General features: G+C 64.3%; 12 protein-coding genes and 1 tRNA gene. 2 read left to right on the top strand and 11 right to left on the bottom strand.

Going from position 1 to position 13,806, the window contains the following annotated elements:
* Positions 1-106: 106 nt before the first annotated feature.
* The 4 genes from ettA to QP305_RS05510 form a co-directional block, all read right to left on the bottom strand.
* Positions 107-1,786 carry an energy-dependent translational throttle protein EttA gene (gene ettA / locus QP305_RS05495; RefSeq protein ID WP_016442389.1) on the bottom strand — a complete coding sequence of 560 codons (1,680 nt, stop codon included), beginning with the start codon at positions 1,784-1,786 and terminating at the stop codon, positions 107-109.
* A 133-nt stretch (positions 1,787-1,919) separates the two neighbouring features.
* Positions 1,920-2,489 carry a single-stranded DNA-binding protein gene (locus tag QP305_RS05500; RefSeq protein WP_284904430.1) on the bottom strand — a complete coding sequence of 190 codons (570 nt, stop codon included), beginning with the start codon at positions 2,487-2,489 and terminating at the stop codon, positions 1,920-1,922.
* Between the two features lie 132 nt (positions 2,490-2,621).
* Positions 2,622-4,046, bottom strand: a complete 1,425-nt coding sequence (locus tag QP305_RS05505; protein ID WP_284904432.1) for a GTP-binding protein — start codon at positions 4,044-4,046, stop codon at positions 2,622-2,624.
* Between the two features lie 20 nt (positions 4,047-4,066).
* On the bottom strand, positions 4,067-5,611 hold the full coding sequence (locus QP305_RS05510; protein WP_284904433.1) for a GTPase domain-containing protein: 1,545 nt from the start codon (positions 5,609-5,611) through the stop codon (positions 4,067-4,069).
* A 166-nt stretch (positions 5,612-5,777) separates the two neighbouring features.
* Between QP305_RS05510 and QP305_RS05515 the strand changes: the two genes are divergently transcribed.
* Together QP305_RS05515 and orn are read left to right on the top strand one after the other, a co-directional pair.
* Positions 5,778-5,850 (top strand) — tRNA-Arg (locus tag QP305_RS05515).
* Positions 5,851-5,998: 148 nt separating this feature from the next.
* Positions 5,999-6,673 (top strand): oligoribonuclease, encoded by a 675-nt coding sequence (gene orn / locus QP305_RS05520; protein ID WP_284904435.1) that lies wholly within the window; start codon positions 5,999-6,001, stop codon positions 6,671-6,673.
* Here orn and QP305_RS05525 read toward each other — a convergent pair whose 3' ends face one another.
* The 7 genes from QP305_RS05525 to QP305_RS05555 all read right to left on the bottom strand — a co-directional run bounded on the left by QP305_RS05525 (position 6,674) and on the right by QP305_RS05555 (position 13,702).
* The gene (locus tag QP305_RS05525) at positions 6,674-7,939 is read right to left on the bottom strand and encodes a ferrochelatase (RefSeq protein ID WP_284904437.1); all 1,266 of its coding nucleotides are present in this window, start codon (positions 7,937-7,939) and stop codon (positions 6,674-6,676) included.
* Positions 7,940-8,076: 137 nt separating this feature from the next.
* Positions 8,077-8,805 (bottom strand): hydrogen peroxide-dependent heme synthase, encoded by a 729-nt coding sequence (gene hemQ, locus QP305_RS05530; protein ID WP_284897071.1) that lies wholly within the window; start codon positions 8,803-8,805, stop codon positions 8,077-8,079.
* A 291-nt stretch (positions 8,806-9,096) separates the two neighbouring features.
* Positions 9,097-10,272: a hydroxymethylglutaryl-CoA synthase gene (locus QP305_RS05535; protein WP_284904438.1), complete on the bottom strand. Its 1,176-nt coding sequence runs from the start codon at positions 10,270-10,272 to the stop codon at positions 9,097-9,099.
* Complete coding sequence (locus tag QP305_RS05540; RefSeq protein ID WP_284904440.1) at positions 10,269-11,369, bottom strand: hydroxymethylglutaryl-CoA reductase; 1,101 nt, start codon at positions 11,367-11,369, stop codon at positions 10,269-10,271. Before QP305_RS05540 ends, QP305_RS05535 begins: the two co-directional genes overlap by 4 nt.
* Before the next feature lie 5 nt (positions 11,370-11,374).
* Positions 11,375-12,265, bottom strand: a complete 891-nt coding sequence (locus tag QP305_RS05545; protein ID WP_284904442.1) for an amino acid ABC transporter ATP-binding protein — start codon at positions 12,263-12,265, stop codon at positions 11,375-11,377.
* Positions 12,262-13,059: an amino acid ABC transporter permease gene (locus tag QP305_RS05550; protein ID WP_284904444.1), complete on the bottom strand. Its 798-nt coding sequence runs from the start codon at positions 13,057-13,059 to the stop codon at positions 12,262-12,264. The genes QP305_RS05545 and QP305_RS05550 overlap by 4 nt, the downstream gene beginning before the upstream one ends.
* Complete coding sequence (locus tag QP305_RS05555) at positions 13,043-13,702, bottom strand: amino acid ABC transporter permease (RefSeq protein WP_284904446.1); 660 nt, start codon at positions 13,700-13,702, stop codon at positions 13,043-13,045. The genes QP305_RS05550 and QP305_RS05555 overlap by 17 nt, the downstream gene beginning before the upstream one ends.
* Positions 13,703-13,806: the final 104 nt, after the last annotated feature.

Genomic DNA, 13,806 nt, shown 5'->3' on the forward strand with positions numbered 1-13,806 from the left:
GCGGTTGACTCGTGCCCGTACGCAGTAAGCACGCCTGAACTTTTCGCACGCGCGCTTAGCGCGGCGGCTCGCCTAGCGCGCCAGTTTGTCTAGCGCGTGAGCTTGTTTAGCGCGTGAGCTTGCGGTGGGCGCCGGCACCCGGGTTGAGTGCGGCTTCGCCCAGGCGTTCCACCTTGTTCTTCTCGTAGCCTTCGAAGTTGCCTTCGAACCAGTACCACTTGGAAGGATCCTCATCGGTGCCTTCGTAGGCGAGGATGTGGGTGGCCACGCGGTCAAGGAACCAGCGGTCGTGGGTGATAACCACGGCGCAACCCGGGAACTGCAAAAGCGCGTTTTCCAGGGAGGACAGGGTTTCCACGTCCAGGTCGTTGGTCGGTTCGTCGAGGAGCAGCAGGTTGCCGCCCTGCTTGAGGGTGAGGGCGAGGTTGAGGCGGTTGCGTTCGCCACCGGAAAGCACCCCGGCCTTCTTCTGCTGATCCGGTCCCTTGAAGCCGAATGCGGAAACGTAGGCGCGCGAGGGCATTTCCACCTGGCCGACCTGGATGTAATCCAGCCCGTCAGAAACAACTTCCCACAGGCTCTTCTCCGGGTCGATACCGGCGCGGTTCTGATCCACGTAGGAGATCTTCACCGTTTCCCCGATCTTCAGCTCCCCGCCATCGAGGGGTTCGAGGCCGACGATGGTCTTGAAGAGGGTGGTTTTACCCACGCCGTTCGGGCCGATAATGCCCACGATGCCGTTACGCGGCAGCGAGAAGGACAGCCCGTCGATGAGCACGCGGTCCCCGAAGCCCTTCTTGAGGTTCTTCGCTTCGATAACCACATTGCCCAGCCGCGGCCCCGGCGGAATCTGGATTTCTTCGAAGTCGAGCTTGCGGGTGCGTTCGGCTTCCGCTGCCATTTCTTCGTAGCGTTCCAGACGTGCCTTCGACTTGGCCTGGCGGCCCTTCGCCGAGGAGCGCACCCACTCAAGTTCGTCCTTGAGGCGCTTGGCGAGCTTGGCATCCTTCTTGCCCTGGATTTCCAGACGATCCTTCTTGGTTTCCAGGTAGGTCGAGTAGTTGCCTTCATAGGGGTAGAGGCGGCCGCGGTCCACTTCCGCGATCCACTGCGCCATATTGTCCAGGAAGTAGCGGTCGTGGGTGATGGCGATAACGGCGCCCGCGTAGGACTTCAGGTGCTTTTCGAGCCACAGCACGGATTCGGCATCCAGGTGGTTCGTCGGTTCGTCAAGGAGAAGCAGGTCCGGGGCTTCTAGCAGCAGGCGGCACAGGGCCACGCGGCGGCGTTCCCCACCGGAAAGCACGGACACCGGGGTATCCCCCGGAGGGCAGCGCAGCGCGGCCATGGCCTGCTCCAGCTGGGAGTCCAGATCCCAGGCGTTAGCAGCATCGATTTCCGTTTGCAGCTTGCCCATTTCTTCCATGAGGGCATCGAAGTCCGCATCCGGATTCGCCATTTCTTCACCGATGGCGTTGAAACGGGTGATCTTCTCCAGGATGTCCTTACGCCCTAGCTGCACGTTTTCCAGGACGGTCTTGTCCTCTTCGAGGGGAGGCTCCTGGAGGAGGATACCCACCGTGTAGCCCGGGGAGAGGCGCGCTTCCCCGTTGGAGGGCTCATCCAGCCCGGCCATGATCTTCAAAATTGTTGATTTACCGGCACCGTTCGGACCGACCATGCCGATCTTGGCTCCGGGGAAAAACGCCATGGTGACGTCGTCAAGGATGGTCTTATCCCCCACACGCTTGGAAGCGTGGATCATCTGGTAAATGTATTCAGCCACTTATCCCGTCCTGATTCGCGATTCAGTGCCGCGCATCGCGCTAGGTGTTGCGCGAGCGGCCCAGACCAGTGTACCGAGCCGCCCGCGAAAAGTCCCCCCGATGTGACTGGAACCGGGATGGAATGGGATTTACTCAGACAGAGGAACGCTGCGCGGCCAGGGCTTCGAAAACGTTCACACCGATGCTTTCGTCCGGGGCTTCATCCGCTGATAGCACTTCGGCTGGGTCGGAATTCTCGATGAGCCACCGGCTATCCCCTGGCGTGCTTTCCCCTGCCGCCGTATCCGCGGAACTCACCGTGCCAGCCGATCCGCCATTCGTTTCCGTGTTCGGATCAGGGCGAACTTTGACGAAGCTGGCCCGCCCGGTAGTGAGCTCGATTCCCACGGCATCGGCAAAGAGGGTGAGCCCACGCATGGTGGAACCGTCCTTACCGATCCATTCGCGCATATCGAGCCGCCCGCGCACCAGCAGCGGGGTGCCGGTAGTCACCGATGTTTGTATATTACGGCCGAGGGTGCCGCGCGCCCGCACCGTGTACCAAATAGTATTGCCGTCCTCAAAGCGGTTAGTTTCTCGCGAGAAATAGCGTGGGGTCACCCCAAGATTGACCGTGGTGACATCCCCACTGGTGGCATTCTCATAAACTTTCGGGTTGCCGCCGGCATATCCACGTACCGCGACGATGGTGTCATTAACCATGATGCTGTCCTTTCCCACCGCCACGGGCGGGCGGTGGACACCATCATGACCCGCTCACGCTCGCCCGGCTATCCGCATGCGCCTGCTTGTGGATAACCATGACATTTCGGCAACCTGTGGATATCTCGCCGGCTACTCTCCCCACTCCCCACGCACCACCTGGCGCACGCGCGCGTACTGGTCGAGCACCTCCCGCGCCGGAGCAACGCAATGCTTCTCCACCACCGCGCCCAGTTCCTTATTCACCGCGCGCTGGTAGGCTCGCGCCCGGGCAGCTGCGCTGCGGCGTCGTGCCCACCATCCCAGGGCGAAACCGCACAGCAACGCAACCACGGCGCCAACGGCCGCCGCCCACCACGGCGCCACCGCCGCGATGCCGGCAGCAACGCACGCGGCGGCGAGTAGCACCCCGGCGAGCACGCCACCCAGCAGGGCCCCGCGCCCGCCACCGCGCACCGGAACGGCGCGCAAAGCCCCACCAATGGCGCGGCGCAGGGACGCAGCGTCGCTCACTCGCTCATCCACCCGGCGCGCCCACAAACGGGGCAAGCCGCTGCTCGCGTGCGCGAGCCAGGCTTCGCGGTGCGCATCCACCACCGTGGCGGCGGGTTGCTCGGGCGGCGCCACCGCGCGGGCATGCCAGCCCACCCCGGCAATCGCCTCGGCCACCGCCGGCACCCCGGAAGCCACCGAGAGCCCGCGCGCGATCTCCTCGGCCTTCTCCGCCTCCAGAGCCACCGGCGCGAGCTCGAGGCCCTCCCCCAGGCGCGCCCCGATCTCGTCAAGATACGCGGAGGTGGTCTCCAGGGCGGCGTTCGTGAGTCCGGCTGCCTTCTCCAGGGCGTCACGCAGCGGCTCCAGCCCGCGCCGTCGCAGCGCCGAGACCGGGAAAATCGGGACGCAATCGGCAATGCCGTCCGCGCGCAGTAGCTTGCGGATATCCGCGGTGATGGCCTCCGTGCCGCCCTCCGGGAGGGTATCAATCTGGTTGAGAACCACGATCATGCGGTCAGCGCGTTCGCGCATCGCCGCGATATAGGAATCGTGAATGAGGTGATCAGCGTATTTTTGCGGGTCGAGCACCCACACCAGCACGTCCACGAGCGGCAAAATCCGATTGACGAGCGCCGAATTACCCAGGCTCACCGAATCGTGATCGGGCAGATCCAGGAGCACCAGGGAGTCAAGATCGCGCTTGGAGGTATTGAGCAGCGAATTATGGGAAATGGTGCGTTCCGTTTTCACGCCGAGGGCCTCGAGCACGGGGCGGGCCGCCGGGGACCACACGCAAGCCGTGATATCCATGGTGGTGGGCCGCACGTCCCCCGCGTCCGCGAAATTGAGCTCGGTGAGCGCATTGAACAGCGTGGACTTCCCCGAACCGGTGCCGCCCGCGAGCGCCGCCACCGTCAGGCCGAGCCCCGCCTCCAGGCGCCCGGAAATCTCCTCCAATTCCCTTTCGGCCCGCTGCAGCACATACGGATCGAATAGATCTTTTCCTTGAGCGACGACGCCGCGCAGCTGCTCCAAGCGCGCGGTCACGGTGGCTGTGTCCATGAGCTTCTTCCCTTCCTCCACTAGAACCTGTCTTTAAATTCGACGGCGCGCAGCCGGAGCGTGCGCCCCGAGCCGAGCTCCACGTCCCCGAGCTGGCTGAGGAATACCTCCGTGACTTCGGTGAGGGCACCGTCGAGGAGCCGGGCGAGTTCTTCGCGGGCCTCGCGTACCGCCCCGCCTCGGTAGAGTCCTTCGGCCAGAGGGCGCGCCCCGTTCACTCCCCCCGCTGCGGCTCCGAGCACCGCGGCCATCCCGGCGGTGCCGAACCAGCGGTTGGGCGGGGCGGCGGTGGCGGCGCCCTTCAGGTAGCTCATCCAGGCGGAAAAGGCGCGGAAACGGATGGCATCCAGGTCGAGGGCGGTGCGGGCCTGTGCCGCAAGTTCGCGGGTGTCAATGACCCCGCCGGCCCAGGCGGTAAGAATCGCCTCGCTCACTTCGCTGAGCTGCTGAGTGAGGGTGACGTCCGCGGCGGTGCGCACCGCTTCGAAAACGGTGGTCATGGCGGCATCGCGGGCCCCGCTGCGCCCGCGCGCGCCCAGGCCGGGGGTGGCGGCCGGGTTGATGCCGGCCAGCGGCCCGCCACTGGAAGCGGCGGAGAGCCAGGCGGTGGTGGGGGCCCCGGCCCCGAAGCGTCCGCTGAGGGCGGCTTTGCGCAGGGCCTCGCGCGGGGCGGTAGCGGATTGCTCCACTACGGAGCGCAGGTGCTCCACGGCTTCCGCCTGCATTTCCACCGCGGCTGCGATGTGTTCCAGGCGTTCGCCCATATGCGGGAACATGGCGGCATCCGCGCGGGTGATGAGCGCCTGGCCGAAGCCGGTTTCAGACATGGATTCGAGCCACTGGCGCAGTTCGGCAACGCTAGCGGGGGGAAGGAGCCCGGCGGTGGGGCCGTTATCGGCCACGATGAGGAGCGGGGAGTCCCCCAGCCCGGAGCTTTCCATACGGCGCGCCAGGTCCGCGCGCACCGTGGGCGTGGCGCTGGCCGGAACCCGGTTGAGTACCACCGCGGTGGTCACCCCGCGCCCGTGTGCATCGGTGAGCACCGACCAGGCGGTGGCATCCCCGTAGCGGGACGCGGTGGTCACAAAAATCCACAGGTCCGCACTATTGAGGAGGGTGCGGGCCAGGGCACGGTTATCGGCGTCCACGGAATCAAGATCGGGGGCGTCTACCAGCACCAGCCCGGGGATTGCCCCGGCGCTTTCGCGGACCTCGGCCAGGGTGGTGAGCACGTGGCCGTCCAGGAGCGGGGCGTCATCCGGGTGCACGGCGATGACCGGGGTGCGGGTGGTGGGGCGCAGCACCGAGGCGGCGGAGAGTTCTTCGCCGAAAAGCGAATTGAAGAGGGTGGATTTCCCGGCCCCCGAGGAGCCGCCGAGCACCACCACCGCCGGGGTGGCTTCCCGTTCCATCCGCGGGAGCACCCGGTTTTTTAGCTGGGTGATGAGCTGGGTGCGCTCGGCTTCGATATCGCGCGAGCCGGGTAGGGCGAGGGGGAAGCGCGCTTTATCGAGCGCGTCGATAGTGCGAGCGATGAGACGAGGAACATCACGATATTGAGCCACCCCTCTATTGTTCACTATTTTGACGCGGGCGCGTAGTTTTAACCGCGCCGCCGATTCGGGTACATTAAGAGCGCCGCTTCTGCGCAACGTGATAGGTCTTTCCGCATCGTGATAGTTCATTGCGTATTGTGAAAGTTCGTTACATATTGTGCCGGGCGCGCGCCAGGCCCCTGTAGCTCAGTGGATAGAGCACCGGACTTCTAATCCGTTGGTCGAAGGTTCGAATCCTTTCGGGGGCGCTCTTGTTTCGGACTGTTCCGTGGCAGCGCCCTGCGGCATCGCACGCATGGCCACAGTCCCCGCTGCCAGCTGGCGGCGTCGTCGTACCATCCCTTCTCCACGCGGACCGCACGCGCCCGCCCGCGCGCGTGTGCTTAGAATGGAGGGGTGAGTTACCACGATCTAAACGATCCGATTGTCTGGATCGATTGCGAAATGACAGGCTTGGATCCGCGCGTTGATGAGCTGGTGGAGATTTCCGTTGTTGTGACGGACGGCAACCTCCAGCCGGTGGACGCGGGCATCGATATTATTATTAAGCCCTCCGATGCGGCGGTCGCGCAGATGAATGATTTTGTGCGCGATATGCATACCTCTTCCGGCCTCATTAATGAATGGGAGACCGGGGTGAGTGTGGCGCAGGCGCAGCGCCAGGTTCTTGCTTATCTCAAGGAGCGGGTGCCGGAAGGTAAGGCGCCGCTGGGAGGTAATTCGGTGGGGACCGATAAGACCTTCCTCATCGAATACATGCCTGAGCTGGTCGATTACCTCCACTATCGCATTATTGACGTCTCCTCCATTAAGGAGCTGACGAAGCGCTGGTACCCGAAGGCGTATTTTGTGTCGCCGGAGAAGTTCGGGCACCACCGGGCGCTCGGTGACATTTACGATTCCATCGACGAGCTGCGCTATTACCGCGCGGTGCTCTTCCCGGAAAGCGTGGAAACCGAGGCCGCCCAGCAGGCTGCCCACAGCGTGGAAGGCGAAACGAAGCGGCTGGCTTCCAGCGGTGCGGGCGATGCCGGCACTACCGCTACCGGCACCGCCGCAGCCACCGAATAATTACGCGTCCACGCCTTCCCCGACGAAGCCGCCAATGGCGCGCAGCTCGGGCAGGTGCGGATTCCGGCACGAATGCGCCGGGCACAGATCGAACCACGGGCCCATCTCAGTGAGGTGGGCCCGCTGCGCGCGCGGGCGCCCTTCCAGGCGCTCCTCCACCAGATCCACCAGCCCGGCCACGAAAGCCGGATGCTCTTCCGGGGTGGATACCCGCGCGAACGCCAGGCCACATTGCTGCGCCGTGGCCCGGGCCTCATTATCGAGATCCCACAGCACTTCCATATGATCGGAAACAAAACCGATAGGAACGACGACGACGGCCCGCCGCCCGCGCCCCGGCAGCGTTTCGATAACATCATTAATATCCGGTTCCAGCCACGGAATATGCGGCGGGCCGGAACGCGATTGGAAGACCATCTGCCAGCTCAGGTGCGCCCCCACCTGCTCCTCCACCGCGGCGCGGATAGCATCGCGTACCGCTTCGTGCTGGCGCAGGTAGAGCCCCCCGCCCAGCTCGGGCGGACCGGAGAGCTCATTGGCGCGGTTGGGGATGGAATGGGTGGTGAAGAGGACTTCGATCTCCTCAGCTGCGAAACCGCGTTCCCGCATCTGGGTGTAGGCAGCCGCGAGGCCATCAATAAATGGCACCACGAAACCGGGATGATCGAAGAATTCCCGCAGTTTATCCACCCGCATATCCTCGGAGATCTGCGCGTATTCGAGCGCGTCCGCGAAATCCTCCCGGTATTGGCGGCAGGAGGAATATCCCGAATACGCCGAGGTGGGCACCGCCAGCAGGGTGCGGTGGCCATCCTCGTACGCTTCGCGCACCACTTCCCAAATATAGGGTTCCCAATTGCGGTTGCCCCAGTAGACGGGAATATTGTGGCCGCGCCGGGCGAGCTCACTTTCCAGGCGGGCACGCAGCGCCGCGTTTTGCCCGTTGATCGGCGAGCTGCCCCCGTTGAGGCGGTAGTGCACCGCCACTTCTTCGAGGCGGTCATCGGGGATGCCGCGCCCGGCCGTAACGTTGCGCAGGAAAGGTAGCACGTCCTCCTGGCCGTTGGGCCCGCCGAAAGAGGCGAGCACGATGGCATCGTAGGCGGTCGGTTCGCTCACCCAGTGCTCCCCGCGCGCGGCAGCGTGCTGCACCGCGGGGCTTCCCGCAAGAATATGCTCGCCCGGGGCGCGGGTGATGCGCGTGGCACGCGGAGCTTTCCGTTCGGCCACCAGGGCGGCACTGGTCTGTTGGCTTTGGTAGTCCATGAATCTCCTGTGTAAGCGCTGCTTATCCGTGAACATTGCTTATTGCGCGAGTGCTGTTTACTCGGTGACGGTCCGGCACCGATCCTTATTCGTAAACACTGCTTCTCCGTAAACGCCGTTTACGGCGTAAACACCGTTTAGGCTTCGTAGCGCAGAATCTTGGCGAGCTCGCTGGTTTCGCACCGCCGCCCGAAGAAGAAGGGCGTTTCGTGCTTCATCCAGCGCCGCGCCTGGGTGTAGCGCATGGCGCGCATGAGATCCACAATCTGGGTGGGATCTTCGGCTTCAAAGGCGAGCATCCACTCGTAATTCGACATCCCGAAGCACGCCACCGTATTGGCAAGAATCCCCTCAAATTTCGAGGCCGCCATACCGTGTTCACGCAGGTGCACGGCGCGTTCTTTGCCATCCATGAGGTACCAATCGGCGTGCCGCACGAAGGGGTAGGTGCACAGCCAGGTCAGCGGCTTATCGCCCACCAAGAAGGCCGGCGCGTGCATGCGGTTAAATTCCGCGGCCACGTGCACGCCAGGAACCTGCCAGGTCACGTCGAGATTTTCGAACAGCGGCGTGGTGCGCAGATCACGCATGAAATCCTGGAGCGGGGCGAGGTCCTTCCCGTGCACCCACACCATGAGATCGGCATGCTCATGCAAATTGGACAGATCGTAGAAGCCACGCAGGGTAACCTCCGGATGCGCGGCAATAACTTCATCAATGCGCGCCGTGGCATTCGAAAGATCCGCGGGGGCCGGGCTGCCGGCCGGGCGATGAACAACTGTGTAAATCGTGTATTCGGTATCAGGATGGTGGTCGCCGCCGGAGACGCTCCAGTTCGGTTCCACATCTGCGGGTCGTTGAGTCATGTTCCCCATCGTACTGTCTCCTAAGTCTTTCGTCACTTGACACGCGCAGAAAAACTGTATCAGATTTCGGAGACTGCCGATTTTCGCCCGGCGCGGCGCGGGTGGCTCCCCTCCAGTATCGCCGAGTTTCGATGCGAAAGACGATTATTTTGCGGGGCGCCGCACGCGTGGGTGTCGCTATCTTGGTACGACGACGCTGCCCCGTTCCCGCTCCCCCACCCGCAAGCAGTGTTCACGTGGCGCGTGGCTGCGCCCTGAGTTTGAGCGCCGGCTTCGCCCCGGCCTGGCGTATTACCCCTCGGCCCGCGCCTCGTACTGGCGCACCCCGGAACTCACCCCGGCGAAGCGGAAGGGTGCGGTGGTCTGGGGCGGCGTCGAAAAATCAGCGGAATCGGTGCGCAGGGCTCCGTGTAAAACTCGGTAGGTGGGGAAATCGATGGGTTCGCGCGCGGCCAGCATCGCGGCTACGCCTTCCGCATCCGCACCGGTTTCCCGCAGTCGCTCGCGGTAGCCGGCCACCGGGATGCCGGTGAAGAATTCCGCTACCGCTCCCGAGCCGTAAGAGAAGAGCCCGATGGGAGTATCGGTCAGATCGGCCGGGTCGGTGCCGAGCAGGGAAAGAATGCCAATATACAGGGCTGCCGTATAGGAATTGCCGATCTGGCGCCCGTAGGCGAGGCCGCTTTCGATCACCTCATCCCCGCGCGGGTCGCCCGTATGGGCCATGAGGCGGGCGTGGGCTTTGCGGGCCATTTTCCCGAAGGGCTGGTGGTGCACGAAACGAGCCATTTGAGCTGCAGGGATGCCGCCCTGGGCGAGGTAATCATCGTAGGCGCCGGTGAGGGCATCCATATAGGCGTCCATGGAGAGGTGGCCGTCCACCAGCGGGGTACTGGAATCATTCGGGCGCCAGAAGTCATTAATATCCGCGGTGTAAACGCCGCTCACCGCGGGGATATTCAGCAGGCGCGGCTCCGCGCTCACCAGGAAAGCCACGGCGCCGGCCCCCTGGGTGGGTTCCCCGGCCCCACCCGCCGCATACCGGGCAATATCCGCGGCGATAACCAGCACTTTTTCTTTCGGGTGGCGCGCCACAATACCGAGCGCGCTCTGCAGCGCCGCGGTCCCCCCGTAGCAGGCTTCCTTCATTTCCACGGTGCGCACATGGCGCGGCAGCCCGAGGAGGGCATGCAGGAAAACCCCGGCGGATTTCGATTGATCCACCCCGGATTCGGTGGCGAAGATGACGGTGCGGATTCCCTCCGTGCCGGTGGCGGCCAGCAGGCGGGCGCCGGCCTGGGCCCCCAGGGTGACGGCGTCCTCATCGAGGGCCGGGATGCTCATATGTTCCTGGCCGAGCCCCACATGGTATTTGCCCACGGGCACGTCCAGAGCCTCCGCCATATCCGCGAGCGGCAGGCAGTAATGCGAGGTGGCGCAGGCCAGCGCGTCAATGCCGATATTCACTTAGTCCTCCTCACCACGTGAGCGCTGCTGGCCGGCGCGGGCGCCCCGCCGCGTTCAAATTTACGGTGCGCGTGCATGAGCTCACCCGGATTGGTTTGCGCAGCCAGCAGGGATAGCTCCCCGCACAGCACGGTGGCGGCAATCATGGCTGCCAGGCGCCGGGAATTTTCCCCGGCCGGCCGGCTGCGATCCGCCAGGTCCATGCGCTCCATCACCGCTTCGATCCCGGGCAGGTCCTTGCCATTGCCCACCGTCCCCACAATGAGATGCGGGAGGGTGCAGGATACATAGAGCCCGCCTTCGCGTTCTTCCACGTGGGTAAAACCCTGGGAGCCTTCCACGATATTCGCGGCGTCCTGCCCGGTGGCCAGGTAGACCGCCAGCAGCATATTGGCATAGTGGGCATTCGCCGAACGCACCGCCCCGGCCAGCGTAGAACCCACCCAGTTTTTGCGGTAATTCAGTTCGGCAATCCGGTGCGCATCACTGCGCAGCCGCTTGGCGATCACCTCATCCGGAATAAAAATGTCGGCGATGGTACGCCGCCCGCGCCCCAGAATCCCATTGACGGCGGAGGGTTTCTTATCAATGCAGTAATTGCCGGAAATAGAGCCGTAGTCCAGCTCCGGGCACACCGCCAATATCGCGCCCATAAGCGCTTCGGCGGCCTGGGTGGCCATATTGTGACCCGAGGCATCCCCGGTGGAGAATTCGAAACGCACAAAAAGCAAATTCCCCACCACTTCGGGGTGGATAGCCAGCAGGCGCGCGAAGCGCGACTGCCCGGCCACCACACGCTCCCACTCGGAGCGCCGCGCCGCGATTTCGGTGACCGCGCGGAGAGCCGCCGCGGCGTCGTCGGCAATAAAAAGCACGGAACGGGACATGCGCTCATCGGCCACGCACACGCGGATGCCGCCCTCCACCATGCGCGAGACGTCTGCGCCGCGGTTGCACGAAGGCCACAGCGGCGTTTCGTAGGTGGCGAGCGGGACTTCCACGGCGCCGCTGAGGACGGGGCCGGAGATGTGAATGGGGCCCACCCATTTGGTGGGGATGGGCGTGTGCGAGTCCGGGGTGATTCTCGAGTCAGTCACGCCGCTCAGTCTACCGGCTCAAAAACGAATGTCTTGAGGAAGGCGCGGGCGCGCTCCGAGGCGGGGCGGGTGAAGAAACGCTTGGGGCTATCAATTTCCACGATTTTCCCGGCGTCCATGAAGACCACGCGGTCCGCGATCGCCCGCGCGAAATTCATTTCGTGGGTGACGAGCAGCATCGTCATCCCGCCGCCGGCCAGCTCGAGGACCACGTCGAGCACCTCGCGCACCATCTCCGGATCCAGCGAGGCGGTGATTTCGTCCAGGAGCAGCACCTCCGGCTCCATCATGAGCGCGCGCACAATCGCCACCCGCTGCTTTTGCCCGCCGGAAAGCTGACTGGGGCGCGCATCGGCGCGGCTCGCCAGCCCAACGCGTTCCAGCAGCGCCAGGGCACGTTCGCGCGTGGGGCCGGCGGGAGCTTTGCGCACCACCCGCGGGGCCAGGAGCAGATTCTCGAGGACGGACAGGTGCGGGAACAGTTCGTAATTCTGGAAGACCATCCCGATGCGGGCACGCGCCGCGGTCCAGTCTGTGCCCGGTTCCGCGAGGTTCTGCTCGCCGTACGAAATGCTTCCGGATTGGATATCCTCCAGTCCGTTGATGGTGCGCAGTAGCGTAGACTTGCCGCATCCAGATGGGCCGACGACGACAACAACTTCGGAAGGCGCCACCTCAAGCGAGACACCTTGGAGGGCATGCACGCCATTCGGGTAGGTTTTATCAACGTCCACTAAACGCAGCGTTTGTGCGTGCCCGGCCGCGCCACGCACAGCGAGCGAGCTGGGTGCGGATGCGGCGCCCAGGGTGCTCGGGCTGGGGGTGGATGCGCCTAGGGCGTGCGAGCCGGAGGCGAGTTCGGGGTCGAGGGGCTGGGAATATGCCGGGCTTGTCATAGTGCTAGTTTCCTTTCCAAGTGGCGTGAATAGGCGGAGATCGCGTAGCAGACCACGAAGTAGATGAGGAAGACCGCGCCGTAGATCCACAGGGCGGCATCCGGGTAGTCGAAGCGTTCCCGGTCGATAATCGACTGGGCAACTTTGAGGATTTCGATGACGCCGATGAGGGAGACGAGCGCCGTCGTTTTAATCATGCGGGTTGTGAGATTGACGGTGAGGGGAATGAGCTGGCGGATCGCCTGCGGGAGAATCACGTGGCGCTGGAGCTGCCGGGTGGAGAGCCCGAGCGCGCGGGCCGATTCGTATTGGTGGGCGGGTACGGCGGCAATAGCGCCGCGCACCAGGTCCCCCATCTCCGCCGTCCCCCACAGCGTGAAAACGATAATCGCGGCGAGCTCGCCGGACATATCGAGGTGGAAGGTGCGGGTGGAGTCGAAGTAGACGATGAAGAGGAGCACCACCTGCGGGATGATGCGCAGCACCTCCACGTAGGCGCGGGTGAGGAAACGGACCAGGCGCGAGCGCACGTCCATGACCAGGCCCAGGAGTGTGCCAAATACAAGGGAGAGCGCCATCGCGATGAGGGCGATGCGCACCGAGACCCACAGTCCTTGGAAGAGGAGGGAGAGGTTCTCCGGGTCGAGGAGCGGGCGCCAGCCTTCCCCGCCGCTCGTCGGAACGGCGGGCGCAGGTGCGGAGGTGAAGCGAGCGGGCAGGGAGGCGAGGGCGCCGTGCGTCGTCGTAAAATACGCGGATACGGAAGCGAGGGTGACGTTAACGAACGGCAGCATAGCGGCGCATCCTCCCTTCCAGCCAGCGTGCTCCGAGGGCGATGGGGAGCAGAATAATCGTGTAGCACACCGTGAGGAGGAGCAGTGCTTCCTGCGTGGTGGATTGCAGGCCCATATGTTCGCGGGCCAGGTACATGAGGTCCGGAACGGCAACCACGTACACCACCGAGGTTTCCTTGATGAGGAAAATAATATTTGCGGTGAGTGCCGGCATCGCCACGGCGACGGCCTGCGGGAGCAGAACCCGGGTGAGGGCCTGGCGGCGGGTGAGCCCGAGGGCGAGGGCGGATTCGCGCTGGATACGCGGCACCGATTCCAAGCCGGAGCGGAAAGCTTCCGCCATATAGGAGCCGCCCAGGAAGGTCAGCCCGATAATCGCGCAGGTTTCCCCGGTGAGGGTGAGGCCGATTTTCGGGAGGCCGAAATAGAGGAAGAAAAGCTGGACAAGGAGCGGGGTATTGCGTGAGAGCTCGATGTAGATAGCTACGAGCTGGCGCGCGATAGGCACCCGGAAATGCGCGAGCGCCGCGCACACCCAGCCGAGAAGGAGGGAGGCGGCCACGCCAATGGCGCCGATGCGGAGCGTGACGAGCATGGCCTGCAGGTACAGGGGCCACGCTTCGCTCAGTACTGATAGATCCATGGAGTCTCCTCGCGTGAGGTTCACTCTCCCCCGGCGCGGGCCGCCCGGGCGGCTTTTGCTAGGGCCGGGCGGCTGTTCGCTACTTGCCAGGCGGAAGGTTCGCG

Source organism: Actinotignum timonense (assembly GCF_030216305.1).
In the GTDB taxonomy this organism is placed as follows: domain Bacteria; phylum Actinomycetota; class Actinomycetes; order Actinomycetales; family Actinomycetaceae; genus Actinotignum; species Actinotignum timonense_A.

Coding starts and splice junctions, on each gene's coding strand:
- QP305_RS05555 (WP_284904446.1), bottom strand. CDS start 13,702: ATGGATCTATCAGTACTGAGCGAAGCGTGGCCCCTGTACCTGCAGGCC.
- QP305_RS05505 (WP_284904432.1), bottom strand. CDS start 4,046: ATGGACACAGCCACCGTGACCGCGCGCTTGGAGCAGCTGCGCGGCGTC.
- QP305_RS05525 (WP_284904437.1), bottom strand. CDS start 7,939: ATGGACTACCAAAGCCAACAGACCAGTGCCGCCCTGGTGGCCGAACGG.
- QP305_RS05550 (WP_284904444.1), bottom strand. CDS start 13,059: ATGCTGCCGTTCGTTAACGTCACCCTCGCTTCCGTATCCGCGTATTTT.
- hemQ (WP_284897071.1), bottom strand. CDS start 8,805: ATGACTCAACGACCCGCAGATGTGGAACCGAACTGGAGCGTCTCCGGC.
- QP305_RS05545 (WP_284904442.1), bottom strand. CDS start 12,265: ATGACAAGCCCGGCATATTCCCAGCCCCTCGACCCCGAACTCGCCTCC.
- QP305_RS05500 (WP_284904430.1), bottom strand. CDS start 2,489: ATGGTTAATGACACCATCGTCGCGGTACGTGGATATGCCGGCGGCAAC.